This window comes from Aquitalea denitrificans, assembly GCF_009856625.1.
GTDB classification, from domain to species: Bacteria; Pseudomonadota; Gammaproteobacteria; order Burkholderiales; family Chromobacteriaceae; genus Aquitalea; species Aquitalea denitrificans.
This window is the reverse complement of sequence record NZ_CP047241.1, coordinates 2,563,969-2,588,968: the sequence shown is the minus strand read 5'-3', so window position 1 is coordinate 2,588,968 and position 25,000 is coordinate 2,563,969. Positions and strand designations below refer to the sequence as shown.

General features: G+C 62.2%; 22 protein-coding genes. 14 read left to right on the top strand and 8 right to left on the bottom strand.

Going from position 1 to position 25,000, the window contains the following annotated elements; all coding sequences use genetic code 11:
* Window positions 1-2: 2 nt before the first annotated feature.
* Entirely contained in the window at window positions 3-1,211 is a 1,209-nt protein-coding gene (locus tag GSR16_RS11665; protein WP_159877554.1) for an acyl-CoA dehydrogenase family protein, read from the bottom strand.
* A gap of 404 nt (window positions 1,212-1,615) precedes the next feature.
* On the opposite strand from GSR16_RS11665, the gene GSR16_RS11660 reads away from it, so the two are divergent.
* A complete protein-coding gene (locus GSR16_RS11660; RefSeq protein WP_159877552.1) occupies window positions 1,616-2,797 on the top strand; it encodes an acyl-CoA dehydrogenase family protein in 1,182 nt (393 codons plus the stop codon).
* 8 nt (window positions 2,798-2,805) lie between these two features.
* Window positions 2,806-3,486 (top strand): 3,4-dihydroxy-2-butanone-4-phosphate synthase, encoded by a 681-nt coding sequence (gene ribB / locus GSR16_RS11655; protein WP_205677420.1) that lies wholly within the window; start codon window positions 2,806-2,808, stop codon window positions 3,484-3,486.
* A gap of 154 nt (window positions 3,487-3,640) precedes the next feature.
* Here the strand turns inward: ribB and GSR16_RS11650 are convergent, their stop codons facing one another.
* From GSR16_RS11650 to GSR16_RS11640, 3 genes are all read right to left on the bottom strand, one after another.
* Window positions 3,641-4,873: an acyl-CoA dehydrogenase family protein gene (locus GSR16_RS11650; RefSeq protein ID WP_159877550.1), complete on the bottom strand. Its 1,233-nt coding sequence runs from the start codon at window positions 4,871-4,873 to the stop codon at window positions 3,641-3,643.
* 59 nt (window positions 4,874-4,932) lie between these two features.
* Window positions 4,933-6,189, bottom strand: coding sequence for an SfnB family sulfur acquisition oxidoreductase (locus GSR16_RS11645; protein ID WP_159877548.1), 1,257 nt, complete (start codon window positions 6,187-6,189; stop codon window positions 4,933-4,935).
* 353 nt (window positions 6,190-6,542) lie between these two features.
* A complete protein-coding gene (locus GSR16_RS11640) occupies window positions 6,543-7,271 on the bottom strand; it encodes a GntR family transcriptional regulator (RefSeq protein ID WP_159877546.1) in 729 nt (242 codons plus the stop codon).
* 212 nt (window positions 7,272-7,483) lie between these two features.
* On the opposite strand from GSR16_RS11640, the gene ssuD reads away from it, so the two are divergent.
* The 11 genes from ssuD (at window position 7,484) to GSR16_RS11585 (ending at window position 18,997) form a co-directional block, all read left to right on the top strand.
* Entirely contained in the window at window positions 7,484-8,635 is a 1,152-nt protein-coding gene (gene ssuD / locus GSR16_RS11635) for an FMNH2-dependent alkanesulfonate monooxygenase (protein WP_159877544.1), read from the top strand.
* The gene (locus GSR16_RS11630; protein ID WP_159877542.1) at window positions 8,632-9,480 is read left to right on the top strand and encodes an amidohydrolase family protein; all 849 of its coding nucleotides are present in this window, start codon (window positions 8,632-8,634) and stop codon (window positions 9,478-9,480) included. Before ssuD ends, GSR16_RS11630 begins: the two co-directional genes overlap by 4 nt.
* A gap of 105 nt (window positions 9,481-9,585) precedes the next feature.
* On the top strand, window positions 9,586-10,548 hold the full coding sequence (locus GSR16_RS11625) for a sulfonate ABC transporter substrate-binding protein (protein WP_045848243.1): 963 nt from the start codon (window positions 9,586-9,588) through the stop codon (window positions 10,546-10,548).
* 303 nt (window positions 10,549-10,851) lie between these two features.
* Complete coding sequence (gene msuE / locus GSR16_RS11620; RefSeq protein ID WP_159877540.1) at window positions 10,852-11,442, top strand: FMN reductase; 591 nt, start codon at window positions 10,852-10,854, stop codon at window positions 11,440-11,442.
* Window positions 11,443-11,496: 54 nt separating this feature from the next.
* On the top strand, window positions 11,497-12,600 hold the full coding sequence (gene sfnG, locus GSR16_RS11615; RefSeq protein WP_159877538.1) for a dimethylsulfone monooxygenase SfnG: 1,104 nt from the start codon (window positions 11,497-11,499) through the stop codon (window positions 12,598-12,600).
* A gap of 13 nt (window positions 12,601-12,613) precedes the next feature.
* Window positions 12,614-13,783 carry an AMP-binding protein gene (locus GSR16_RS11610; RefSeq protein ID WP_159877536.1) on the top strand — a complete coding sequence of 390 codons (1,170 nt, stop codon included), beginning with the start codon at window positions 12,614-12,616 and terminating at the stop codon, window positions 13,781-13,783.
* Window positions 13,784-13,805: 22 nt separating this feature from the next.
* Complete coding sequence (locus GSR16_RS11605) at window positions 13,806-14,588, top strand: ABC transporter ATP-binding protein (protein ID WP_159877534.1); 783 nt, start codon at window positions 13,806-13,808, stop codon at window positions 14,586-14,588.
* Between the two features lie 104 nt (window positions 14,589-14,692).
* A complete protein-coding gene (locus tag GSR16_RS11600) occupies window positions 14,693-15,574 on the top strand; it encodes a branched-chain amino acid ABC transporter permease (protein ID WP_045848239.1) in 882 nt (293 codons plus the stop codon).
* A gap of 119 nt (window positions 15,575-15,693) precedes the next feature.
* The gene (locus GSR16_RS11595; RefSeq protein ID WP_159877532.1) at window positions 15,694-16,761 is read left to right on the top strand and encodes a branched-chain amino acid ABC transporter permease; all 1,068 of its coding nucleotides are present in this window, start codon (window positions 15,694-15,696) and stop codon (window positions 16,759-16,761) included.
* Between the two features lie 62 nt (window positions 16,762-16,823).
* Window positions 16,824-18,158 (top strand): ABC transporter substrate-binding protein, encoded by a 1,335-nt coding sequence (locus GSR16_RS11590; RefSeq protein ID WP_159877530.1) that lies wholly within the window; start codon window positions 16,824-16,826, stop codon window positions 18,156-18,158.
* Window positions 18,159-18,241: 83 nt separating this feature from the next.
* Window positions 18,242-18,997, top strand: a complete 756-nt coding sequence (locus tag GSR16_RS11585) for an ABC transporter ATP-binding protein (protein WP_159877528.1) — start codon at window positions 18,242-18,244, stop codon at window positions 18,995-18,997.
* A gap of 388 nt (window positions 18,998-19,385) precedes the next feature.
* Here the strand turns inward: GSR16_RS11585 and GSR16_RS11580 are convergent, their stop codons facing one another.
* The 4 genes from GSR16_RS11580 to GSR16_RS11565 all read right to left on the bottom strand — a co-directional run bounded on the left by GSR16_RS11580 (window position 19,386) and on the right by GSR16_RS11565 (window position 23,527).
* Window positions 19,386-20,150 carry an amino acid ABC transporter ATP-binding protein gene (locus tag GSR16_RS11580; protein ID WP_159877526.1) on the bottom strand — a complete coding sequence of 255 codons (765 nt, stop codon included), beginning with the start codon at window positions 20,148-20,150 and terminating at the stop codon, window positions 19,386-19,388.
* On the bottom strand, window positions 20,147-20,827 hold the full coding sequence (locus tag GSR16_RS11575) for an amino acid ABC transporter permease (protein ID WP_089083270.1): 681 nt from the start codon (window positions 20,825-20,827) through the stop codon (window positions 20,147-20,149). Before GSR16_RS11575 ends, GSR16_RS11580 begins: the two co-directional genes overlap by 4 nt.
* A gap of 279 nt (window positions 20,828-21,106) precedes the next feature.
* Entirely contained in the window at window positions 21,107-21,865 is a 759-nt protein-coding gene (locus GSR16_RS11570; RefSeq protein WP_159877524.1) for an amino acid ABC transporter substrate-binding protein, read from the bottom strand.
* A 207-nt stretch (window positions 21,866-22,072) separates the two neighbouring features.
* Window positions 22,073-23,527, bottom strand: a complete 1,455-nt coding sequence (locus GSR16_RS11565) for a SidA/IucD/PvdA family monooxygenase (RefSeq protein WP_159877522.1) — start codon at window positions 23,525-23,527, stop codon at window positions 22,073-22,075.
* A gap of 352 nt (window positions 23,528-23,879) precedes the next feature.
* Here GSR16_RS11565 and GSR16_RS11560 point away from each other — a divergent pair, with 352 nt between their 5' ends.
* A complete protein-coding gene (locus GSR16_RS11560; RefSeq protein ID WP_159877520.1) occupies window positions 23,880-24,998 on the top strand; it encodes an ABC transporter substrate-binding protein in 1,119 nt (372 codons plus the stop codon).
* The last annotated feature ends 2 nt before the right edge of the window (window positions 24,999-25,000 follow it).

Genomic DNA, 25,000 nt, shown 5'->3' with positions numbered 1-25,000 from the left:
TTTCAGGAATAAAACGTCGGTGTCGGATAGTTGCGAATCAAAGCCCATTCCCCTAACTCCTTTAATTTGTAATCAACCGGATCGTGCAAGGTGTGGGTGCGCAGATTGCGCCAGTGCCGGTCCAGACGCAGTCCGGCATGGGTGGCGCGCGCGCCGGTGACCTCGAACATTTGACAGGCCAGGTTCAGGCCCATCCGGGTGGCGGCCACCTTGGCCGCGGCAATGTGCATGGCCACTTCGCCACGCTCGTCTTGTGTCAGTGGCTCACCCCGTGCCAGCGCCGCCACCATGCTGTTGCCGGCACGGTCGGTGAGGGCGCGCACGCTCTCCAGCCCCACCCAGAACTCGCCGTAATGGCCAAGGATGTATGGGTCTTCGTGGGTGTGGTCCACCTGTGCCGCACGCCAGGGGCGCGCCTCGTGCAAGGTGTAGTGCCGGGCCTCCTCGAACGCGCCTTCGGCAATACCCAGGTAGATATTGGTGAGAATCAGCTGCGCCAGCAGTGGCCGCAGGCAGGAGCGTGGCGTGGTAAGCGGGCCGGGATTGGCCAGCACTTCATTGTTTTCGATACGCACTTTTTCAAAATTCACGCTGCCGCTGTCGGTCTGGCGCTGGCCGATATTGTTCCAGTCCTGCTGCACGCTGATGCCGCTGCGGCCGGTGGGAATGGCGGCCACCACCAATTGCCCGCTGTGCTGCTGTCGGGCGGAAACCACCAGCATTTGCGAATCCAGCGCGCCGGAGCAGAAGCTTTTTTGCCCGGAAAACTCGTGCCAGCCGTCAAAGCGCTTGCATACCGTGCGCTCGTCCAGCGGGTTGAGGGCATTGCCCCAGAACCAGTTTTGCCGGGTGGTGATTTCATGCCAGGGTTGCCATTGTTCCGGCTGGCCGAACAGCTCCACCGTGGCCAGCATCAGGTGGTGAAAGGCAAACACATGCGCCACCGAACTGTCGGCCTTGGCAAATTCGCGCACCACCAGCAGGGTTTGTTGCCAGTTGGCACCCAGGCCGCCCAGCTCGCTGGCAATGGACAGGCCCAGCAGCCCGCTGGCGCGGATGGCGTCGCGTTCTGCTTTGGGCGTGCCGCCGGCGTGGTCGCGCTCTGCTGCGGTAGCCGCAAACTGGGCAGCCAGTTGCTGCGCCAGCAGCAGGGCCGAGGCGGGTGTGCTGGCGCTGGGCGAGGGGGCCAGCAGGTGGTGAGGCAGGTTCAAGCGGTCATCCTTTTATATGTCGTGCTATGCGGTACATTGACCACAGTTTTAACCGCGTCAATCAGCTGCTGTAAACCAAGGATTTATCAGGAATATATGCATAAATCGAATTAGCCGGGGATGGCAGCCGATATCCGTTTTTTGAATGGTGCTGCTGCTGCAGCAGGCTGTTTATTGGCTGCTGGAGAAGCAGCAGTGCTGATGAATGCATTGCTGCTGTAGCAGCAATATTCGGTGTGAATCAGCATGAACAGGGCGTATTTGGCTGGCATGCAATCTGCTAATGAATTCTGGCAAAACCGCACCCGGTTTAATTTCAGCCGCAGGTAATCTCATGCATATTCATTTATTCAGCAACAAAAATGTTTCATCTGGCCGGCAGCACTGCCAGGGCGGGAGGCAGCATGGCTAGTTCATCCATTGCGCCCGACAGCCCGCTGGCCATTGCCCGCGAACTGGCCAGCCGTTTTGCCCGCACCGCCGTGGCGCGTGACCAGCAAGGTGGCACGCCCAAGGCCGAACGTGATGCGCTGCGCGACAGCGGGCTGCTTGGCCTGATCATTCCGCGCGAATTTGGCGGTCTGGGCGAGAGCTGGAGCACCACCTTGCACATCGTGCGCGAACTGGCGCGGGTGGATAGCTCGGTTGCCCATGTGTTTGCCTTCCAGCACTTGTTGCTGGCCACCGCCCAGCTGTTCGGTCGGCCCGACCAATGGCAGCCCTGGTTCGAGCAGACCGTGCGCGAGCGCTGGTTCTGGGGTAATGCGCTCAATCCGCTGGATACCCGCACGCTGGCCACGCCGGATGGCGACGGTTACCGCTTTCATGGTGACAAGAGCTTCTGCTCCGGCGCCACCGATTCGGACATGCTGCTGGCCTCGGCCTTGCGCGCCGGGCAGGGTAGTTTGCTGATTGCCGTGATTCCCACCCGCCGGGCTGGCGTCCACATTCATCAGGACTGGGACAATATCGGCCAGCGCCAGACCGATAGCGGCTCCGCCCGTTTCGAGCAGGTGTGGGTGGGGGCGGACGAGCTGCTGCTGCAACCCGGCCCGCTATCCACACCACGCGCCTGCCTGCGTCCGCTGATTGCCCAGCTCATCCTCACCAATATCTATCTGGGCATTGCCGAAGGTGCGGTGGCCGAAGCCCGGCGCTATACGCTGGAACAGCGCCGCCTGTGGCCCGCCTCGCTGGCGGAATCGGCCAACAAGGACCCTTACACCCTGCTGCATTACGGTGAATTCCAGGCTGCACTGGAAGGTGCGCGTTTGCTGGCCGACCATGCGGGTCAGCAACTGGATGCCGCCTGGCAGCAGGGCGATGCGCTGGATGAGGCAGGCCGCGGCCAGCTGGCCTTGCAGATTGCCGCTGCCAAGGTACATGCCAGCCGCAGCGGGCTGGACCTCACCAGCCGCATTTTCGACGTGACCGGTGCACGTGCCACCAGCGCCGCCCTGCGGCTGGACCGCTTCTGGCGCAATTTGCGCGTGCACAGCCTGCACGATCCGCTGGATTACAAGCTGCAAGAGCTGGGTGACTGGACACTGAATGGCCAGTACCCGACCCCCTCGTTTTATTCCTGAGACCCAAGATGACCCAGAACCTGCCAGCAGTTGAAGACGATTTTGACAGTGTGGAACAAGCCATTGCCGCCATTGCCGCCGGTGGCTTTGCCGTGGTGGTGGACGATACCGACCGTGAAAACGAAGGCGACCTGATCATCGCCGCCGAAAAAATCACCGCGCAGCAGATGGCCTTTCTGGTGCGCTACAGCAGCGGCGTGGTGTGCGTGGCACTGACCGGCGAGCGGCTGGACCAACTGCAACTGCCGCTGATGGTGAGCAGCAATAATGAATCGCAGCGCACCGCCTTCACCGTGACCGTGGACTACCTGCACGGCACCACTACCGGCATCAGCGCCGCCGACCGCGCCGCCACGCTGCGGGCGCTGGCGGACAGCCGCATTCCGGCCAGCGACTTTGCCCGGCCGGGGCATATCTTCCCCTTGCGCTATGCGCCGGGCGGGGTGCTGGCGCGCCCCGGACACACCGAGGCGGCACTGGACCTGTCCCGCCTGGCCGGGCTGGCTCCGGCCGGGGTGCTGTGCGAAATCGTCAACGACGATGGCAGCATGGCGCGCCGCCCGGAGCTGCTGCGTTTTGCCCGCCAGCACGGGCTGCCCATCATCACCATTGCCGGCCTGATTGCCTATCGCGAACGAACCGAAATGGCGGCGCTGGCCTCCGCTGCTGCTGTGGGAGTGCCTGTCTGAGTTGGTCTGCCGTACTGCCTCCTGCACCCGCCACGGCGGGTGTCAGGCTGCTGGTGCAGAAAGCGAGAGGGGTTTGTCAATAATCTGCACCGCGTGACAGTCATGCAAAAAGCCCGCAAGCGCGGGCCTTGTCATTTTCCGCTTCGTAAAACCATCAGGCCTTGCCGCGGCCAATCTGCCAGACATAAGGCGGTTCGGTGCCGTTGATGGCCCAGTCACCGGCAATGCGCGCCTTGTAGATCAGCGGATTGTGCGATGCCACGGTGCGGGCATTGCGCCAGTGGCGGTCCAGCAGCAGTTCGGCGCGGGCCGACGATGCGCCCAGTGCATTGAACAGCTGGGTGGCGGCACGCAATACCAGTTCGGATACCACGATCTGCGCCTTGCCCGATTCCAGCTCGGCGTCGATATTGGCCTCGCGTTCGCGCGCGGCGTCGTTGCCAAAACGGGCTTCATAAGCGCGTTGGGCCGGGTGGGCGGCGCGAATGGCGGTGGCTTCGGCGGCATAGGCCAGCGCGGAGATTTCACCCACCACCTGCTGGATCTGTGCATCCTGACTCACGCTATTGGCATTGCCGGTGCTGAACACGCGTTTGCGATCGCGCACTTGCTGGGCCACATCGCGCTCCACTGCCTTGCCGATGCCGGCCAGCACCGCCAGCAATACCAGCTGGTAGAAGGCGGTCTGGTATTTGAAGCGGCTGGCAAAGTCGATCAGGTTTTCCGGTGCCACCGTCACGTTGGCAAACACGGTGCTGCCACTGCCGGTGGTGCGCTGGCCAAAGCCGTCCCAGTCGTCGCTTTGCGTCACACCGGGGTCGCTGGTGCGGATGGCGGCAATCACGTCCTGGTTGGTGCCATCTACCTGGGCGTAGACGTCGATCCAGTCGGCAAAAATGCTGCCGGTGCTGTAGAACTTGCGGCCATTGAGCAGCAGTTTGTCGCCCTGGCGGCTGACGCGGGTAATCACGTCGCCTACGGCGACCTCGCCGATTTCGGTCCAGGCATTGCCGACAATTTCACCGGCCACAAAGCGCTTGAACCAGACTTCGCGTTCCGGGCTTGCCGGGGCATTCAGGCGGTCTTCGACAAAAGCAAAATGGCCACGCAGCGCTTGCGGCAGGTTGGAGTCGGCGGTGGCCAGTTCCACCAGCAACTGGAACAGCTGCGGCAGCGAGGCACCGGCCCCGCCATATTGCTTGGGCACGCGCACCGCGCCAAAACCGGCCTGTTTCAGCCAGTTGATCGGCTCGTACGGCAGCTTGCGCTCGCGTTCGCGTTGCAGGGCGGTCTGGGCGATTTCGGCAAAGATGGGGCGAAAGCGCTGGGCCAGGGTTTCGTAGTCGGTGCCGGTGGACAGGTCGTCCGGCAGGGTGTGTTGGCTCATGGTTGTTTCCTGTTTGGCGATTTGGCGAATACCGGCAGTGCTGCACTGCCGGTCATGGCTTAGTTCCACGGATGGCGCGGCGGCGCAATGTGGTTCAGGTAGTAGTTGCCGATGTGGAAGTATTTCCAGCGCACCGGGTCGTGCAGGGTGTGCACGCGGGCATTGCGCCAGTGGCGGTCCAGGTTGTGGGCAATCAGGGTGGCGCGGGTGCCGGCAAGTTCGAACAGCTTGTTGCTGGCCTCGATGGCAATTTCGGTAGTCAGCACCTTGGCTTCGGCAGTGGCCACGGTAGCCAGTGCCACGCTGCTTTCATCCGGCTGGGCCAGGGCGGCATCGATCAAGCGGCCGGCTTTTTCCAGCAGCGCTTCGGCCGCATGCAGGCGGATTTCCAAGAGGCCGATGGCGGAAACGGTAAACGGGTCGTCGGCGGCCTTGTCCTTGCCGCTGTCCAGCCAGGGACGGCTTTGCGAGCGGATGAACTCGATGGTGTCGGCCAGCGCGGCGCGGGCAATGCCGCCGTCAATGGCAGCCTGGATGATCTGCGAGACCGGCCCGGCTACGGTGGGGGTGTCGAAGGCGGCAATCGGCAGCACGCGGCTGGCCGGTACGCGTACCTGTTCTATCTTCACGCCGCCGGAGGCGGTGGTACGCTGGCCAAAGCTGGACCAGTTGTTGATCACGCTCAGCCCCGGGGTGTCGCGGTCGGCAAATACCAGTGCACCCAGGCCGTCTTCACCCACCGCCACGATGGGCACGATGTGGGCCAGCAGTGCGCCGGTGGTGTAGAACTTCTCGCCATTCACCACCGCTGTGTCACCGTCAAGCCGGTAGCGGGTTTCAAACGCAGCCACGGTCTTGCTGTTGAGTTCGGAGAAGGCATTACCAAAGCGGTAGCCCTGCAATACCAGGCCAAACAGTTCCTGCTTTTGCGCCTCGCTGCCATCCAGTGCGATATGCAGGTTGATGGCCAGATGGTTCTGGGTGATCTGGGCGATGCTGGAGTCGGCCTCGGCGATGATCTTGATCACCTCGGCCAGCGTGGCGTAGGACACGCCAGCGCCGCCATAGGCCTTGGGCACGTTGATGCCCCACAGGCCGCTTTGCGAGTAGGCGTCCACTTCGGCCAGCGGCAGCAGGCCTTCGCGGTCGCGCAGGGCGGCATCGTGGGCAAAGCGGATGGCCAGCTGACGCGCCACGGCGATGGCTTCGGCATCGTCGCGGATGATGTGCGCCGGGGTAGTGGGGCGCGGGCGGGCGGCGAAAGGCTCGGGAGAGTTGACACGTACGGCCTCGTGGCCGGCCAGGGAGGTAGTCATCGCACATTCCTTGTGTAAGTCCGGATACCCGGGGATGTCACAGGAATGGCAATAAGCGTGCCTGACAAAATGCGTGGTTTTGCGCCGTAAAACACGGCTTTTTGCTGTAAATCAGCACAAGTGTGCTGGCTGGCTGCTGCCAGCGCAGCAGGGGGCGGACAGGGGCGGGGCCTGGCATGGCTTGCCAAACCGGGTGGTACTTCTTGCTGAGGGCGTAGTGTACTGGCAGAGACAGAGATGGAGATGGAGATGGAGGCAGAGATAGAGATAGAGGCAGAGGCAGAGGCAGAGGCAGAGGCGACAGGCAGCGGCGACAGGCAGCGGCAGGGCCGCCGCCCGGGGTGTCTGGGTCTTCAGTTGCGTTCTATGCGCAGCTGGTAGCGGAAGCGGTCGGCACGGTAGCGGATGAAGTCCAGCTCCAGCCCGGCGCCATCGGCGCCACGGGTCATGCGTTGCAAGGCCAGCAGCGGGGCCGCGGGTGCCACGTCCAGCAGTTGCGCCTCTTCTGCGCTGGCCAGCGTGGCTTCTATGCTGAGGTCGGCATGGCCCAAGGGCAGGCCGTAGTCGTTTTCCAGAATATGAAACACATCACGGCTGGCCAGGTCTTCACGCGCCAGCCGCAGCCCCAGTTCCTGGGTGAAATAACTGATATCCAGCGACACCGGCAGATTGTCCAGATAGCGCAGGCGGCGCAGCTCCACCATGGGCGTGCCCACGGCCACGCCAAATGCCTGGGCCACGGTTTCGCTGGCGGGCAGGGTTTGCAGGCTCAGCACCCGGTTGCAGGCGGCATAGCCCTGGCTGTGCATGGCTTCGGCAAAGCCTTGCAGCCGGGTAAGGGTCTGGGCGGGTTTGCTTTTGGCCACATAGCAGCCCTTGCCGGCAATGCGGAAGATCATGCCTTCCTGTTCCAGTGCGCCCAGCGCATGGCGCACGGTGATGCGGCTGACGCCAAAGCTTTCCATCAGCTGCTTTTCCGATGGCAGTTTGTCGTGCTGGCCGTAATGGCCGCTGAGAATCTGGCTGCGCAGGCTTTCGCGGATGCGGGCATGCAGGGCCTGGGGCGTGGCTAATGTGGTCATGGGTGGGCAGGGCTTGATTGGATTGCGCCGAGTATAAGCCCAAATGCCGGGCAAGCTGTCATGACAGGTTATGACTTAAATTGATTTGCTTTGCTGTTTTCCTTGGTTCGTGCAGTGCAGGGCGCTGACTAGAATCGGCCCATCACCTTCATGCCACAGCCGCCAGTCCGGTGCGCTGCGGCGTCATGCAATCTGCCAGCAAAGGAAGCAGCATGAGTCTCGACATCTTCTGGTTTCTGCCGACCTCCGGCGATACCCGTTATCTGGGCCAGTCCGGCTCAGGCCGCGCCGTCAGCAACGAATACCTGCGGCAGATTGCCGTGGCGGCGGACAACCTGGGTTACGACGGCATTCTCATTCCCACTGGCAGCGGCTGCCTGGACCCGTGGGTGACAGCCTCCAGCCTGGTGCCGGTCACCAGCAGGTTGAAGCTGCTGGTGGCGCTGCGTACCGCGCTGACCAAGCCCACCGCCGCCGCGCGCATGGCTGCCACGCTGGATCAGGCCAGTAATGGCCGTCTGCTGCTCAATGTGGTGGCCGGGGGCGATTCGGCCGAACTGGCTGCCGACGGCATTTTCCTCGATCACGACCAGCGTTACGAAGAAGCCAGCGAATTCCTGCATATCTGGAAGCGCCTGCTGGCCGGCGAAACCGTCAGCTACGCCGGTAAATACCACACGGTGGAAAACGCGCAGAACTTCTTCGAGCCGGTACAGAAACCGGCACCGCCCTTGTACTTTGGTGGCTCGTCCAGTGCCGCACACGACCTGGCGGCCGAACATGTGGAAGCCTACCTCACCTGGGGCGAACCCCCGGCAGCCGTGGCCGAGAAGATTGCCGATGTACGCGCCCGCGCCGCCAGACTGGGCCGCACCGTGCGCTTTGGCGTGCGCCTGCATGTGATTGTGCGCGAAACCACCGAGCAAGCCTGGGCGGCGGCCAATGCGCTGATCAGCCATCTGGATGACGAAGTGATTGCCAAGGTGCAGCAGCGCTTTGCTGCAATGGATTCCGAAGGCCAGCGTCGCATGGCCGCGCTGCACGGCGGCAAGCGTGACCAGCTGGAAGTCAGCCCCAATCTGTGGGCCGGTGTCGGCTTGGTGCGTGGCGGTGCCGGTACCGCGCTGGTGGGCGATGCGCAAACCGTGGCCGCGCGGCTGAAGGAATATGCCGACCTGGGCGTGGACAGCTTTGTCCTCTCCGGCTACCCGCATCTGGAAGAAGCCTACCGCTTTGCCGAACTGGTGTTCCCGCTGTTGCCGGGCAAGCGCTGGGTGTATGGCGACGACCGGGTGCAGACCGGCGGCCCGTTTGATGCCAGCACCGTGGTGCAGAAACCCGTGGCCGAAACGGAGGCCGCATGAAGGTGATCGACATGCGTTGCAGGCCTGCCTTCCTGCACGATTTCTTTGGTGCCTCGCCCGGCACCCAGGCTTACGAAGCCGCGCGCTGGCTCAATCGCCGCGTGGGCTCGCGTGACGACCAGCACTTTGTCAACTCGCTCACCCAGCAGGGTTTTCTGGATGAAGTGGAAAACGCCGGCCTCAGCCACGCGGTGGTGGTGGGGCGGCATACGCCGGGCCAGCATCTGCCCAATGACACCATTCACCAGATCGTGCATGGCCATGAGCGCCTGCTGGGCATTGCCGGGGTGGACCCGGCCTTGCAGGGCGAACAGGCGGCGGTGGCCGAGGCCGAGCGCGCCATCAAGCAGCTGGGCCTGGCTGGCATCGATATCGAACCGGGCTTTGGCGTGCCGGCGCGCCAGCCGGACGATGCGATGTACTACCCCGTTTATGAAACCTGCGCCGCACTGGGCGTGCCGGTGTTTTTGATGTCCGGCCCCACCACACCGGACCCGCGTTTCAACGACCCGGCTGGCGTTGCGCGGGTGGCGGCGGATTTCCCGCACTTGCCCATTGTCTGCTACCACGGCTACTGGCCGCGGGTGGCCGAGATTGTCGGCATCGCCTTCCGTCACGAAAACGTGCTGGTGGTGCCGGACATGTACCAGTTCCTGCCCGGCAGCCAGCTGTACATCGAGGCGGCCAACGGCTTCATGGCCGACCAGCTGCTGTTTGGTTCGTCCTATCCCTTCCGCCCCATCGGGCAATCGATAGACGACCTGCACGGCCTGGGCCTGCGGCCCCATGTGCTGGACAAGGTGTTGTACGGCAATGCCGCCCGCCTGTTTGGCCTGTCGCAATGAACAAGATGTCTGCGAGCTGCCTTGCGCCTTGCCCGCGGGTAGCCAGCCCATTTGGTCCGCTGCGTTAAACCCTGAACCCCATACTGCAAACAACAAGGAATCCTGATGCAACACTTCAACCCCACCCGTCGTCGTGTATTGGGCCTGCTGGCTGCCGCCGGCCTTGCGCTGTCTTCGTTGTCGGCCACCGCGCTGGCCGCAGGCAGCGACACGCTGAATATCGGTTATCAGAAATACGGCACGCTGGTGCTGCTCAAGGCGCAGGGCACGCTGGAAAAACGCCTGGCCCCGCTGGGCGTCAAGGTGAAATGGGCGGAATTCCCCGGCGGCCCGCAACTGCTGGAAGCGTTGAACGTGGGCAGCGTGGACCTGGGCACCACCGGTGAAACCCCGCCCATCTTTGCCCAGGCAGCCGGTGCCGACCTGCTGTATCTGGCCAATGAACCGGCCGCCCCGGAAGGTGAAGCCATTGTGGTGGGCAAGGATTCGCCCATCCGCAGCGTGAAAGACCTCAAGGGCAAGCGCGTGGCCTTGAATAAGGGCTCCAATGTGCATTACCTGCTGGTGCGCGCACTGGAAAAAGCCGGGCTGAAATACGAGGACATCACCCCGGTATTCCTCAACCCGGCTGATGGCCGCGCCGCCTTCCAGCAGGGCAGTGTGGATGCCTGGGTGATCTGGGACCCCTTCCTGGCGGCTGCCGAGAAGCAACTGAATGCCCGCCAGCTGGCGGACGGCAAGGGCATTGTCAACAACACCCAGTTCTACCTGGCGCGCAAGCCTTATGTGGCCAGCAATCCCAAGGTCATCAAGGTGGTGCTGGAAGAACTGCAACGGCTGGATGCCTGGGGCAAGAGTCATATCCCGGAAGTTGCGGCCGAGCTGTCCGGGCAGATTGGCCTGGACAAGGACATCGTGCAGGTGGCTGCCAAGCGCTCCGGCTATGGCGTGAAGCTGCTGGATGGCAAGGTGGTGGCAGAGCAGCAGCGTATTGCCGACACCTTCTTCAAGCTCAAGCTGATTCCCAAGCCGCTGGTGGTGAAGGACATCGTGTGGGACGGCAAATAAGCTGAAGCCAGACCGGTCCGGCAACCGTCTTCATCATGAAAAGCACACCCTTTTGGGTGTGCTTTTTTTGTATTGGAAGTGGGCTGTTTTGCCTTGGGATTGATGCTTGTTGCATATCAGTAATCCGACTTTGTTTTGCATGGTTTTGCCACTGCTGCCCAGGCAGCAGCCGGTCAGCATGCTGGTGCGGCAGCAGCAGTTGCGAGGTGGTTTTTGATTTGCGTAAGTCATTGAAATTAAAGAAATATAAAGCTGGCACACTTGCTGCTATGTATCAGGTGAACCCTGATGATGGAGCAAGCCATGAGCCACTCTTTTAATGTTGTTGCCGTCTCCGGCAGCCTGCAGCGCCCCTCGCGCACCCTGGCGCTGGTGCAGGCCTTGCTGGCCGAATTGTCCGGCCACCTGCCAGTTGAAGCCCGTGTGATCGAACTGGGCGATCTGGCCCCGCACTACGGCGGCGTCACCCGTCCGGCGGATTTGCCGGAATCCGTGCGTGAAGCCATTCAGGCGGTGGAGCAGGCCGATTTGCTGATCGTCGCCAGCCCGGTCTACCGCGCCAGTTACACCGGCCTGTTCAAGCACTTCTTTGACTTCGTGCACCACGAAGCGCTGTTCGACCTGCCGGTATTGCTGGCCGCCACCGGTGGCAGCGAGCGCCATGCGCTGGTGATCGAACATCAGCTGCGCCCCTTGTTCAGCTTCTTCCAGGCGCAAACCCTGCCACTGGGGGTATACGCCGCCGAGGCCGACTTCAGCGACTACCAGGTCAGCGATAGCGCCTTGCAGGCACGCATCCGTCTGGCCGTGGAGCGCGCCTTGCCGCTGATCAGCCACCGCCAGCCGGTGATTGCCAGCGCGCAGTCCGTCAGCACGGTTTCGCCCCTGGCCTGAATCAACACCGCATCGCCCTCTTGACCATTACCTGCATCTACACGGAGAAATCACATGAGCCAAGCACAAAACGCCATCAAGTTTGCCTACTGGGTACCCAATGTCAGCGGTGGCCTGGTGGTCAGCAAGATCGAACAGCGCACCAGCTGGGACATCGACTACAACCGCAAGCTGGCGCAAATCGCCGAGAAGGCCGGCTTTGAATACGCGCTGTCGCAAATCCGCTTTACCGCCGGTTATGGCGCGGAATACCAGCACGAGTCGGTTTCCTTCAGCCATGCGCTCTTGGCCGCCACCGAAAAACTGCGCGTGATTGCCGCCATTCTGCCCGGCCCGTGGACCCCGGCGGTGCTGGCCAAGCAGATTGCCACCATCGACCACCTCACCGGCGGCCGCGTGGCAGTCAATATCGTTTCCGGCTGGTTCCAGGGCGAATTCACCGCCATTGGCGAACCGTGGCTGGAGCATGACGAACGCTATCGCCGTTCGGAAGAATTCATCCGCGTGCTCAAGGGCATCTGGACCCAGGACAACTTCAGTTTCAAGGGCGACTTCTACCGCTTCAGCGACTACACCCTGAAGCCGAAACCGCTGCAGCAGCCGCACCCGGAAATCTTCCAGGGCGGCAGCTCGCGTGCCGCGCGTGACATGGCTTCGCGCGTGTCCGACTGGTACTTCACCAACGGCAATACCGTGGAAGGCATCAAGGCGCAGGTGGATGACATCCGCGCCAAGGCGGCGGCCAACGGCCATCAGGTCAAGGTCGGCGTCAACGCCTTCATCATTGCCCGCGATACCGAAGAAGAAGCCCGCGCCGTGCTGGCCGAAATCATCGACAAGGCCGACCCGGAAGCAGTGAACGCCTTTGGCGATGCGGTGAAGCAGGCCGGTCAGGCCAGCCCGGAAGGCGAGGGCAACTGGGCCAAGTCCACCTTTGAAGACCTGGTGCAGTACAACGACGGCTTCAAGACCAATCTGATCGGCACCCCGCAACAGATTGCCGAGCGCATCGTCGCCCTGAAGGCCGTGGGTGTGGACCTGGTGCTGGGCGGCTTCCTGCACTTCCAGGAAGAAGTGGCCTACTTTGGCGAAAAAGTGCTGCCGCTGGTGCGTGAGCTGGAAGCGCGCGCCAAAGAGCACGAAGCCGTAGCCGCCTGAGGGAGCAAGGGTGATGAAGCGACATCAGGAAGCACCGCTGCCCGGCAGCGCCAGCCTGCCAGCCTGGCTGGCATGGCAGGCCGACCAACAGCCGCAGGCCATTGCCCTGCGCCACAAGCGGCTGGGCATCTGGCAGCAATGGCGCTGGGCCGAGCTGCAGCAGCAAGTGGCCGCTTTGGCTGTCGGTCTGGCTGCGCAAGGCTTTGCGGCCGGGCACAGCCTGGTGTTGCTCAGTCACCCGCGTCCCGAAGTGCTGTTGCTCAGCCTGGCGGCGCAGTGGCTGGGCGGGGAGGCGGTGGCGCTGGACCCGCAACAGCCGGTGCGCGACTTGCAGGCCATCTTGCTGCATGTACAGCCGCGCTGGCTGCTGGTGGAGGATGCCGAGGCCCTGCACAGCCTGCCGCGCGACCTGCCCACCCCCGCGCTATTGCTCTACGCCGAAGGGCGTGGCTTGCAGCAGCGGGTAGGGCCTGGCTGGCTGTCGGTTGCGCAGTTGCAGCAAGCCGGTGCGGCCTTGCCTGCGCCTGCGCTGCTTGCCAGCAACAAGGCGGTGGCTTTCCGCTTCTGGCGCGTGGATGGCCGGGGCGAGCTGCAACAACAGGCCTTGCAGCATGGCCATTTGCTGCAGGCGGGCAGCCAGCTGTTACAGGCCGAAGGCCTGACTGCCAATGAGGACGCACTCGCCTCGCGTGCCTTTGCCAGTTCCGCCCAGGTGCGCTACCTGCTGGCACCGTGGCTGCAAGCCGGTTTCCGGCTGAATTTTCCGGAAAACCTGGCCACCCGCGACAACGACCGTCGCGAACTGGGCCCCACCCTGGTGGCCGGTACGCGCGAAACCTACAGCCGGCTGGAGCAACTGGCGCGCAGCCGCCTGCCGCCCACCGGCAGTTGGCAACGCGCGCTGGTGGACCGGGTGCTGCAACCGGATGCCGGGCGCTTCTGGCGCTGGGCCGGGCATTACAGCGTGATTCGTCCGCTGCGCGATGTGCTGGGCTTCAGCCGCACGCGGGTGCCGTTGCTGCTGGGTGCGCCGCTGGCGGAAAACACCCGCCACTTTTTTGCCGTGCTGGGGGTGGAGGTGCGCAACTGGCCTGACAACGCCGAGTGGCAGCAACGCCCGCTGCAAGCCGAAGCCAGCACGCACCAATGGCGGCCTTCCGCTACGCCACCCCTGCAAGCCTGAATGAAGAAATGGAAACAACACTATGTCCGAGACCGTAGCGCCCTTGCTGAGCCTGGCGCACATCTCCCTGAGCTTCAAGGGTGTCAAGGCGGTGACCGACATCGGCTTTGACGTGGCCGAAGGGGAGATCTGCGCGCTGATTGGCCCCAATGGCGCGGGCAAGAGCTCCTTGCTCAATGTCATCAACGGGGTGTACCAGCCGCAGCAAGGGGAAATCCGTTTTGCCGGCCGCGCCCGCCGCGCCATGCAGCCGCATGAGGCAGCAGTGGCAGGCATTGCCCGCACCTTCCAGAACATTGCGCTGTTCAAGGGCATGAGCGTGCTGGACAACATCCTCACCGGCCGCAACCTGGCCAGCCGCAGCAGCTGGCTGGAACAGGCCTTCCGTCTGGGCCGTGCGGTGGCCGATGAAGAAGCCCAGCGCGCAGTGGCCGAGGAGGTGATTGCCTTCCTGCGCCTGCAAGCCTGGCGGCATACCCCGGTGGGCCAGCTGCCTTATGGCCTGCAAAAGCGGGTGGAGCTGGGGCGGGCGCTCGCGGCCCGGCCACGCCTGCTGTTGCTGGATGAGCCCATGGCCGGGATGAACCGCGAGGAAAAGCGCGAGATGAGCCAGTTCATCTGCGAGGTCAACCAGGTGTTCGGCACCACCATCGTGCTGATCGAGCACGACATCGGCGTGGTGATGGAACTGTCCGACCACGTGGTAGTGCTGGACTACGGCCGCAAGATCGGCGATGGCGAGCCCGAAGCCGTGCGTGCGCTGCCGGAGGTGATTGCCGCTTATCTGGGCCAGCAGCGCCACTGAAACCTGTTTATCCGTATCCACCTTTTCGTATCCACAGTCCCCGCCGGTATTCCCGCGCGGGGCGGGGACCTGTTGCGCCGGTGTTCCGGCAAGGGGGCTGTCTGATGTCGTTTTTCATGGAAGTACTGCTCGGCGGCTTGCTGGCCGGGGTGATGTACTCGCTGGTGGCCATCGGCTTCGTGCTGATCTACAAGGCCAGCGGGGTGTTCAATTTTGCCCAGGGCTCGATGGTGCTGTTTGCCGCGCTCACCTTTGTCAGCCTGCTGGAGCGTGGCCTGCCGTTCTGGGTGGCCTTTGTGCTGAGCCTATTGTCCATGCTGCTGCTGGCGCTGTTGCTGGAGCGGCTGGTGCTGCGCCATCTGGTGAACCGGCCACCCATCACCCTGTTCATGGCCACGCTGGGCCTGAGCTATGTGGTGGAAGGCGTGGCCCAGGCGCTGTGGGGCGCACAGGTGCACGGGCTGGACCTGGGCATCGAGGACACGCCGCTGGAGCTTGGCGGCCTGATGCTGTCGCGCTTCGACCTGTTTGCCGCCGGCAGCGCCGGGCTCTTGGTGCTGCTGCTGTCCTTGCTGTTCAACAAGACCCGCATCGGCCTGTCGCTGCGCGCCGTGGCTGACGACCAGCTGGCCGCGCTGGCAGTGGGCATCCGCCTGCAACGCATGTGGGTGCTGGTATGGGCGGTGGCCGGGTTGGTGGGGCTGGTGGCAGGGCTGTTGTGGGGCGCGCGGCTGGGGGTGCAGTTTTCCCTGTCGCTGATCGTGCTCAAGGCCTTGCCGGTATTGATCATTGGCGGCTTCACCTCGATAGGCGGCGCCATTGTCGGCGGCTTGATTGTGGGGGCCAGCGAAAAACTGGCGGAAGTGTATCTGGGGCCACTGCTCAGTGGCGGTATTGAAAACTGGTTTCCCTATGTGCTGGCGCTGCTGTTCCTGCTGCTGCGTCCGGCGGGCTTGTTTGGCGAACGCGCCATCGAACGGGTGTAAGACCCGCGAACAAAACCCCCGCGCCTGTGTTGCCGTACTGCTTGTACTGTCTGCGTCGGCGCGCCTTGGCTCGGGTTCTCTACGAGGTTTTGTTAGCAGTTCTAAAAAGGAGAGTAGGCATGTTTTATCAGGAATCCGGGCAGTTCAGCACCCGCTACCGGCAGGATGGCCGCGCACTGCGGCTGTGGCAGCAGCGTGCCGCGCTGTGGGCCTTGCTGCTGCTGGCCTTCGGCCTGTTGCCGGTGATTGGCAACGACTACTGGTTCAGCGCCATTCTGATTCCGTTTCTGGTGTTGTCGCTGGCCGGGCTGGGGCTGAACCTGCTCACCGGCTATGCCGGCCAGCTGTCGCTGGGATCGGCCGCCTTCATGGCGGTGGGGGCGTTTGCCAGTTACAAGCTGCAATTCCTGCTGCCGGGCCTGCCGCTCTTGCTCAGCTTTGTCGCCGGTGGCGTGGTGGCCGCGGCGGTCGGGGTGGTGTTCGGCCTGCCCAGCCTGCGCATCAAGGGCTTTTATCTGCTGGTGTCCACCCTGGCGGCACAGTTTTTTGTCGAATGGCTGCTCACCAAGTTTGCCTGGTTCTCCAACGGTAACGAGTCCGGCGTCATCACCGCGCCGCCGCTGCTGGTGGCCGGTCACGATTTTGGCAGCCCGGCCGGGCGCTACCTGCTCACCCTGAGCGTGGTGCTGCCGCTGTTTGTGCTGGCGGCCAATCTGGTACGCAGCAGCCTGGGCCGCAACTGGATGGCAGTGCGCGACATGGATACCGCTGCTGCTGTCATCGGCATCCCCATCCTGCGCACCAAACTGCTGGCCTTTGCCATCAGCTCTTTCATCCTGGGGGTGGCTGGTTCCCTGTGGGCATTTACCTATCTGGGCACGGTGGAGCCGCATGGCTTTGATCTCAGCCGCTCGTTTCAGGTGCTGTTCATCATCATCCTGGGCGGCATGGGCAGCATTCTGGGCAATTTCCTTGGCGCGGCCTTCATCGTGCTGCTGCCCATCGTGCTGTCCATCCTGTCCGGCAGCTTGCTCAGCGGGGTGCTGCCCGCCGGCCAGCTGGAAAATCTGCAAAAAATCATCTTTGGCGTGCTGATCATCCTGTTCCTGATCAAGGAGCCGGACGGCCTGGCACGGCTGTGGCAAGGCTGGCGCGCCCGTGCCCGGCTGTGGCCACTGCGTTTCTGAGCGTTTTTGTCTTGTTGTTTCCGTTAGCAGTTTCGTCTACTGAACCAGGGAGTTTACCCATAATGAAAAATCATCTGCACACACTGAAAGGGGCGGTCGTACTGGCATTGGGCCTGGCGGCAGCATCGGCCACGGCACAGGCAGGCGGCGAGCAGTATTTCCCGCTGCAAAGCTACCGCGTGGGGCCGTATGCGGCTGGCGGCACCGGCTTTTTCGGCGGCTTCATTGATTACCTGCAGTACGTGAATCTCAAGGAAGGCGGCGTCAACGGCGTCAAGCTCACCTGGAGCGAGTGCGAAACCGAATACGTGGTGGAAAAAGGAGTGGAGTGCTACGAACGGCTGAAAAAAGGCCTGAACGGCGCACCGGCTGCTGCTACCAACCCGCTGTCGGTGGGCATTGCCTATGCCACGCTGGAGCGCTCCACCGCCGACAAGCTGCCGCTGATCACCATCAACCATGGCCGTACCGACTCCACCGATGGCAGCGTGTTTCCCTATGTATTCCCGCTGCAGCTGAACCCGTATTCCGAGGTGTCGGCCATCATCAACTACATCGGCCAGAAATCCGGCGGCCTCTCCAAGCTGAAGGGCAAGAAGATTGCCGTGCTCTACCACGGCTCGCCCTATGGCAAGGAAACCAACCCCATCCTGGAGCTGCTGTCGAAGAAATACGGCTTCCAGCTGGTGTCGCTGGAAGTGCCGCATCCGGGTAACGAGCAGCAGTCGCAGTGGCTGACCATCCGCCAGCAAAAACCGGACTGGGTGATTCTGCGCGGCTGGGGCGTGATGAACCCGGTGGCACTGAAAACCGCCCAGAAAACCGGTTATCCGGCAGACCACATCATCGGCAATATCTGGAGCAACTCGGAAGAAGACGCCGCCCCGGCCGGTGCCGCCGCCAAGGGCTTCATCTCCATCACCACCCACCCGTCCGGCACCCAGTTCCCGGTGCTGCAGGGCATCAAGAAAACCGTGCTGGATGCCGGCAAGGGCAATCTGGCCGACGCCAAGCGCTTTGGCACGGTGTATTACAACCTGGGCGTGGTCAACGGCATCCTGAACGTGGAAGCCGTGCGCCTGGCACAAGCCAGGTTCGGCAAGAAACCGCTGACCGGCGAGCAGGTGCGCTGGGGCTTCGAGCACCTGCACTTTGACGACAAGCGGCTGAAGGAAGTGGGCGCGCTGGGCCTGTTGCAACCGCTGCAACTGAGTTGCGCCGACCACGAAGGCGGCGGTGCGGTGCGCTTCCAGCAGTGGGACGGCCAGCAGTGGAAGGTGATTTCGCCGTGGGTACAGGCCGACCGCAAGCTGCTGCGCCCCATCATCGAGGACTCCTCGCACAAGTACGCCAAGGAAAAGGGCATCACCCCGCGCGATTGCAGCAAGGAATCGTGATGGCCTGAGCCCGTCCACGCCCGGCGCGGCTTGCTGCGCCGGGTTTTTGTCACCCGGTTTTTGACGGATTGCGGAGTTGAATCATGAGCCAGCCCTTACTACAGGTGGAAGGCATTCAGGTGGTGTACAACCAGGCCATTCTGGCCGTGGGCAGTGTTTCCTTGCAGGTGGACGAGGGGCAGATCGTGGCCTTGCTGGGTGCCAATGGGGCAGGCAAGAGCAGCACGCTCAAGGCCATTGCCGGCCTGGTGGCAGCCGAGCGCGGCTGCCTGCAGCAAGGGCGCATTGTCTATGCGGGGCAGGATGTCAGCCACACCGCCCCGTATGAACTGGTGCAGCGCGGGCTGGTGCAGGTGCTGGAAGGGCGGCATTGCTTTGCTCATCTGAGCGTGGAAGAAAACCTGCTCACCGCTGCCTTCGTGCGCAAGCCCAGCCGCGCTGCCTTGCAGCAGGACCTGGAACGCATCTACCAGTATTTCCCGCGGCTGAAAGAGCGTCGTCGCTCGCAGGCAGGCTATACCTCGGGTGGTGAGCAGCAGATGGTGGCCATTGGCCGCGCGCTGATGGCCGTACCACGGCTGGTGCTGCTGGATGAGCCATCGATGGGGCTGGCACCGAAAATCGTCGAGGAAATCTTCGAGATATTGCAGGCGCTGAACCGGCAGGAAGGGGTGAGCTTCCTGCTGGCCGAGCAGAACGCAAACCTGGCCTTGCACTACAGCCATCAGGCCTATCTGCTGGAAAACGGCCATGTGGCATTGTCAGGTAGCGCCAGCGAGCTGGCAGGCCGCGAAGATGTACACCAGTTCTACCTGGGCGGCAGCGTGGAAGCGGCCTGAAGGCGGTTTCGGCACAGCCAATGGCTTGATATTCAAGTCAGTTTTTCTTGGTTTTCCCTGCCATTGACATGGCATCTCGTGAAGCTTCCCGACACCCTTGCCGTGCCGCTTAACGGAGTTGCCATGCCAAGCCCTCTTACTCTGCCCGTCATCGATTTCAGCCTGTTCGATGGCAGCACCGAACAAGGTCAGCAGCTGCTGCAACAGAAGCAATTGACAGGGTAAGGGCGGGGGCGGGAACAGCTGGAAAAGCTGCGAGATCTTTTTTTGGGTCGATAGACCCGGCTTTGCCGGGTCCAGTGCCAGCGCGCCAAATCACTTGGTCAGCCACAAAAAGGCGTCCCCTTATGGCGGACGCCTTTGTCTTATTTACCTGCGGTTCAAGGTTTTACCAGTCTTCCGGCAGGCCTTCCTTCAGCGTGGACACATAGCTGGCGGTACGCGGGTTTTGCGGTTGCAGGAACAGCTGGCGGCTGCTGCCTTGCTCCACGATGCGGCCATCTTCCAGAAACACCACGGTGTCGGCCAGTGTGGCCGCCAGCCGCAGGTCGTGGGTGGCAATCAGCATGGTCATCTTGTTGGCAGCAAGTTGGCGCAGCACGGCCACCACTTCGCTGGCCAGCTCCGGGTCCAGTGCCGACGTGGGTTCATCACACAGCAGCAGGCCGGGGGACTGGGCCAGTGCGCGGGCGATGGCCACCCGTTGCTGCTGGCCACCGGACAGGGTGCCGGGCCAGGCATCCGCCTTGTGCGCCATGCCTACTTGTTGCAGCAGCTCACGGGCACGGGCCTCGGCCTGGGCGCGCGGCCATTTCTTCACCACCAGCAGGCCTTCCATCACGTTTTCCAGCGCGGTGCGGTGCGGAAACAGCTGGAAGTTCTGGAACACCATGCCGGTTTGCAGGCGCAGGCGATGAATGTCCTGACGGCCCGGCTGCGCATGGCCGTGGCCAAACTGCAGGCTGGCATCGCCCAGGGTAATCTGTCCGGCGCTGGGGGTTTCCAGCAGGTTGATGCAGCGCAGCAGGGTGCTCTTGCCGCTGCCGGAGGGGCCGATCAGCGCCGTCACCTGGCCGGGTGGCACATGCAGCGAGACATCCTTGAGCACATGCTGGCTGCCAAAATGCTTGTCGATATTGTGCAGTTGAATCATTTTGTCTCCTGGGCCTGGTGCAGGTGCTGGCCAAAGCGGGCTTCCAGTTTTTGCTGGCCGGCGGACAGCACGGAGCTGAACAGCAGGTAGATCAGCGCGGTTTCGGTATACAGAATCAGCGGTTCATAGGTGACCGAGGCAATGCGTTGTGCGGCCTGGAAGATTTCCGGCACGGTCAGTACCGCGGCCAGCGAGGTGTCCTTGATCAGCGAGATGAAGGTATTGGCCAAGGGCGGCACGGCCACGCGGCTGGCCTGCGGCAAAATGGTGCGGCGCATGGCCTGGGCCCAGGTCAGGCCGATGGAGTAGGCGGCTTCCCACTGGCCGCGCGGTACCGCCAGCAGGGCGGCGCGGATCACTTCCGAAGTGTAGGCCCCCACGTTCAGCGAAAAGCCGATGACAGCGGCCGGCAGCGGGTCGAATACGATGCCGGCCTTGGGCAGGCCGTAAAAAATCAGGAACAGCTGCACCAGCAAGGGCGTGCCGCGGATCAGCCACACATAAAAGCGGAAGCCGTCCGCCAGTGGCTTGGGGCCATACAGCCGCACCAGCGCGGTGACAAAGCCCAGCGACAGGCCACAGGCAAAGGACAGCAGGGTAAGCGGTACGGTGAACACCAGCCCTGCATACAGCAGCGGCGGCAGTGATTCCACCATCAGTTTCAACCATTCTGGCATGTGCCGACTCCATTATTGTTATCGTGTTGTGCCAACAAAATTGCCCCGTAGGACGGGGCGGCAGATTTTGACGAAACCCTCTCGTTTTCCGACAGGAAAGCGAGGCTCCCTTTCAGGGAAAGGGCGGGGGGATAGGGAGTAGACGGTAAGGCTGCGGAAGTAATGACTTAGTCGAAAGGCCCGGCTTTGCCGGGTCCAGTGAAATCGTACCCAATCACTAGTCAGCAGCCTGCAGCCCCGCAGCGCGGGGCAAGCTGGCAAGTCCGGGGCGGGATGCGCTTAGTGCGACACGTCTTCGCCAAAGTACTTGAAGGAAATTTTCTGATAGCTGCCGTCAGCCTTGATGTCAGCCAGTGCCTTGTTGATGGCGGCCTGCAGCTGCGGGTTGCCCTTGCGGAAAATGATGCCGGAGAAGTCAGCGTCCTTTTCGGTGGCGGCAATGCGCAGTTTGGAGTTGGGCTGGTGCTTCTTGTAATCCAGGAAGGACAGGCTGTCGTTGATGGTGGCATCCACGCGGCCGGAAGCCAGCAGCTCCAGCGAATCGTTAAAGCCTTGTACCGGCACGACTTCTGCACCGAAGGATTGCGCCAGTTTGCCGAAGTTGCTGGTCAGGGTGTTGGCGGACTTTTTGCCCTTGAGGTCGGCAAAGCTCTTGATCGGGCTGTTGCCATTCACGATCAGCGCGGCCTTGGAGGCGATATAGGCGCTGGAGAAGTCGTACTTGGCCTTGCGGGCTTCGGTAATCGACACCTCGTTGGCCACGGCGTCGTAACGGCTGGCATCCAGGCCGGCAATCAGGCCGTCCCATTTGCCTTCGATGAATTCGGCTTTCACGCCCAGCTTGGCGGCCACGGCCTGGGCAATTTCCACATCGAAGCCCACCAGCTTGCCGCTGGCATCGTGATAGGTAAACGGCGCGTATGTGCCTTCGGTGCCCACGCGGATGACACCGGCGGATTTGATCTTGGCCAGGTCTTCTGCGGCGGCAAGGCCGGGCAGCAGGGCGGCGAGCAGGGTGGCAATGGCAAATCGTTTCACAAGGTACTCCTGGCTGTTTTTGTGTTTGTCATCCCGCCATCCGGCGGTCTGGGAGGACTATAACAAGCCAGGCTTATTCTCAATAAACAAGAATTTCCACAATGATTAGCAGAAAAGTGAATAAGCGAACTTGGTGATATGCTAGCTCCGGGAGATGCGTGGAGTTGCCGACAAGCACGATAGGCAGGGTGCTTGCCGGCAGGGATGTCAACTTGTTGGCAGACCCTTGGCCGCCTGCCATTCGTTGCCATACAGCTCCGGCTCGGCATATTGCTGCAGCCTGGCATAGTGCTGTTCGACGTCTTCTTGCAGCAAGCTGGCAATCAGGCCGGAAGCCAGCCGTTGCGCACCGTCACTGACTTGTGGAATATCGCCGGCGCTGGCCCCCTGTGACAGGGCAGCTGCGTAGTTGAAGCAGTGAATCCGCTCCAGTCCTGGCAGGCTGCCGGGCTGTTTTTCCAGAAACTGGTACAGGCTGCCCAGATAGGGCGAACCGGCCAGCTCGCGATCCGGCGCGCCGGGCAGGCTGGGGTAGTGGTCCTGCCATAGCCGCGCATGGCCGGCGATGCGGGCATATTCCGGCCGCTGTGCCCAGTCGGTGCAAAAGCCGGTGCAGAAAATCACGAAATCGGTGGTGACTTCACCCAGATTGGTACTGAGCACCACCTTGTCATCCACCAGCCGGGCCGTTTCCACCTGAATGCCGAAGTGAAAGCTGGCATTGGGGTGCTGGGACACGCGCAAGGTGCTGCTGTGCGGCGGTGGCACCTGGGTGCTGTTCAGGTAATGACGGACTTTCCATTTCCATTCGTCCGACAGCAAGCGGAAACCATGGGCCATGCCGGGATTGACCGTGCCCTTGCTCTTGTTGATGCGCGGCAGGTCGTGACGGCGGATCAGCAAGGACACGCGCCTGGCACCATGCTCCAGTGCCGTGGCGGCGGCATCCATGGCCGAGGAGCCACCGCCAATCACGGTGACGTTGCGCCCGCGCAGCATCTGGCCGGACCAGGCATCGCCGGAGTGCACCCAGTGGCTGCGTGGTAGCCGGCCTGCCCAGGCGGGCAGGCTGGCACCGCCCAGACCGTCGCGCCCGGTGGCCAGTACCGCATGGCGCGCCAGTACCCGGCGGGTCTGACCGCTGGCAGCGTCGCGGAAAGACAGTGCCACCACGCCATCGGCACGTGCTTCCACATCCACCAGTTGTTGCAGGTTATGTACCTTCAGTTGCAGTACCTCGCGATACCAGCGCAGGTATTCCGCCCAGTTCAGGCGGTGAATCTTGTCCAGTTGCTGCCAGCCTTCAAGGCCGTGTTGAGCCTCGTACCAGGCGCGGAAGGTGAGGCTGGGAATGCCGAGGCAAGGGCCGGGCAACTCCTTGGGCGAGCGCAAGGTAATCATGCGGGCGGTGGTGGCCCAGGGGCCTTCCAGTCCGGCGGGGGACTGGTCGTATATTTCGGCATCCACGCCATTGAAAGCCAGCGCGGCGGCCACTGCCAGGCCGGACATGCCGCCACCGACAATCACCACATCCTTGACTTCACCTTCCGCATGGCTGGCAGGGATGGTCCAGTTTTTGGCCGGCAGGCCAAGATAATCCAGGTCTTGCCGGATACGGCTTTCAAGGGCCGCCAGGCCCTGTGTTTGTGTGCTGCTTGTCATGCTGCAAAACATCCATGGCAAAAACCATACCCTAGCATGGGTTTTTGGGCGGCCAAATATCAATTCCTGCACAGTAAATCGGAAATAAAGACAATCATTCAATATTGCGCCAATAGCATTGGGCACATGATTTTATTGTCTGGAATTGGTATTTTGCGATTGGTTTATCGCGCCATTTTGCTGGAATATCCTGTCAAGCATGAATAAATGATAAGCATGTGAAGAATGCGCAATCAGCCCTGGCGGCGGCAGTGCTAGATTGGCGGCATTAACCATACGGCTGCCATTGTTTGCATCATGGCAGCCTGTTTTTTGCCAATTTCCTGCCTTCAATGTCAGCTAAGGATTACTCATGTTTGCCGCCAGTCAATATCACAAGGCACTGATTGTTGCCGCTTTTTCCTCGCTTTCGCTGTCTGCGCTTGCCACCCCGGTTGCCATTGGTTATCAGGCCCCATTGACCGGTGAATATGCCCAGTATGGCAACCAGTTTCGTAATGCCGCCAATCTGGCACTGGATGAATATAATCAGACGCATAAAGCGGCACCGGTAGTCATCAAGTTTGCCGACAGCAAGGGTGATGCGCTGGAGGGCGTGTCCATCGCGCACAAATTTTCTGATGATCATTCCATTGTCGGGGTAATTGGCGATTTCTCCTCCACGGTTTCCATTGCCGCGGGCAAGGTATATGCCGAAACCCATCTGGCTCAACTGTCGCAAACCGCCTCGCATCCGGATTTCGTCAAGATCAGCCCCTGGCAATTCCGCAATATCATCACCGAGGCATTCGAAGGGCCGTATAACGCCCGCTGGATCAGCCAGAACAATATCAAGAAGGTGGCCGTCATCAGCATCCAGAACGACTGGGGCCAGACCGCCAGCAAGAATTTTGCCAAATCCTTCAAGGACGCCGGTGGTGAAGTCACCGCGCTGGAAAGCTTCAATCCGGGTACCCGCGATTTTCGCGCCATCCTGACCAAGGTGGCCCGTACCCGCCCCGATGCCATCTATCTGGCATTGATGTATGAAGACGGCGCGGCACTGCTGCAACAGAAACTGCAACTGGGCCTCAACGTGCCGGTGTATGGCTCGTCCTCGATGTACGAGAAAAAGCTGATCCAGCTGGCCGGCCCGGCAGCCGAAGGGGTGAAGATTTCCACCACCTTTACCGCCAGCAGCAAGGAGCCTAACGTGCAGGCCTTCGTCAAGACCTATCAGGCGCGCTATCACGTGGAGCCGTCCATGTTTGCCGGTCAGGCCTATGACGCCACCCGCATCATGCTCAATGCCATTGCCAAGGCCGGTGGTGAAAAAGCCAGCCGCGAGGCAGTACGCAATGCACTGGCCGCCACCAAGGACTTCCCCGGCGTGACCGGCAACACCACCTTTGACCCGGTAACCCGCGAGCCGGCCAAGAACCTGTCGCGCCTGCAAATCCGCAATGGCGACTTCACTTCGGTAGCCAACTGATT

What these genes read in the sequence shown, in the direction of transcription:
- GSR16_RS11660 (WP_159877552.1), top strand. Translation starts at nt 1,616, where the DNA reads ATGGCTAGTTCATCCATTGCGCCCGACAGCCCGCTGGCCATTGCCCGC.
- GSR16_RS11650 (WP_159877550.1), bottom strand. Translation starts at nt 4,873, where the DNA reads ATGAGCCAACACACCCTGCCGGACGACCTGTCCACCGGCACCGACTAC.
- GSR16_RS11580 (WP_159877526.1), bottom strand. Translation starts at nt 20,150, where the DNA reads ATGATTCAACTGCACAATATCGACAAGCATTTTGGCAGCCAGCATGTG.
- GSR16_RS11630 (WP_159877542.1), top strand. Translation starts at nt 8,632, where the DNA reads ATGAAGGTGATCGACATGCGTTGCAGGCCTGCCTTCCTGCACGATTTC.
- GSR16_RS11595 (WP_159877532.1), top strand. Translation starts at nt 15,694, where the DNA reads ATGTTTTATCAGGAATCCGGGCAGTTCAGCACCCGCTACCGGCAGGAT.
- ssuD (WP_159877544.1), top strand. Translation starts at nt 7,484, where the DNA reads ATGAGTCTCGACATCTTCTGGTTTCTGCCGACCTCCGGCGATACCCGT.
- GSR16_RS11565 (WP_159877522.1), bottom strand. Translation starts at nt 23,527, where the DNA reads ATGACAAGCAGCACACAAACACAGGGCCTGGCGGCCCTTGAAAGCCGT.
- sfnG (WP_159877538.1), top strand. Translation starts at nt 11,497, where the DNA reads ATGAGCCAAGCACAAAACGCCATCAAGTTTGCCTACTGGGTACCCAAT.
- GSR16_RS11560 (WP_159877520.1), top strand. Translation starts at nt 23,880, where the DNA reads ATGTTTGCCGCCAGTCAATATCACAAGGCACTGATTGTTGCCGCTTTT.
- GSR16_RS11625 (WP_045848243.1), top strand. Translation starts at nt 9,586, where the DNA reads ATGCAACACTTCAACCCCACCCGTCGTCGTGTATTGGGCCTGCTGGCT.
- GSR16_RS11645 (WP_159877548.1), bottom strand. Translation starts at nt 6,189, where the DNA reads ATGACTACCTCCCTGGCCGGCCACGAGGCCGTACGTGTCAACTCTCCC.
- GSR16_RS11640 (WP_159877546.1), bottom strand. Translation starts at nt 7,271, where the DNA reads ATGACCACATTAGCCACGCCCCAGGCCCTGCATGCCCGCATCCGCGAA.
- GSR16_RS11600 (WP_045848239.1), top strand. Translation starts at nt 14,693, where the DNA reads ATGTCGTTTTTCATGGAAGTACTGCTCGGCGGCTTGCTGGCCGGGGTG.
- GSR16_RS11610 (WP_159877536.1), top strand. Translation starts at nt 12,614, where the DNA reads ATGAAGCGACATCAGGAAGCACCGCTGCCCGGCAGCGCCAGCCTGCCA.
- GSR16_RS11605 (WP_159877534.1), top strand. Translation starts at nt 13,806, where the DNA reads ATGTCCGAGACCGTAGCGCCCTTGCTGAGCCTGGCGCACATCTCCCTG.
- GSR16_RS11575 (WP_089083270.1), bottom strand. Translation starts at nt 20,827, where the DNA reads ATGCCAGAATGGTTGAAACTGATGGTGGAATCACTGCCGCCGCTGCTG.
- GSR16_RS11585 (WP_159877528.1), top strand. Translation starts at nt 18,242, where the DNA reads ATGAGCCAGCCCTTACTACAGGTGGAAGGCATTCAGGTGGTGTACAAC.
- msuE (WP_159877540.1), top strand. Translation starts at nt 10,852, where the DNA reads ATGAGCCACTCTTTTAATGTTGTTGCCGTCTCCGGCAGCCTGCAGCGC.
- ribB (WP_205677420.1), top strand. Translation starts at nt 2,806, where the DNA reads ATGACCCAGAACCTGCCAGCAGTTGAAGACGATTTTGACAGTGTGGAA.
- GSR16_RS11590 (WP_159877530.1), top strand. Translation starts at nt 16,824, where the DNA reads ATGAAAAATCATCTGCACACACTGAAAGGGGCGGTCGTACTGGCATTG.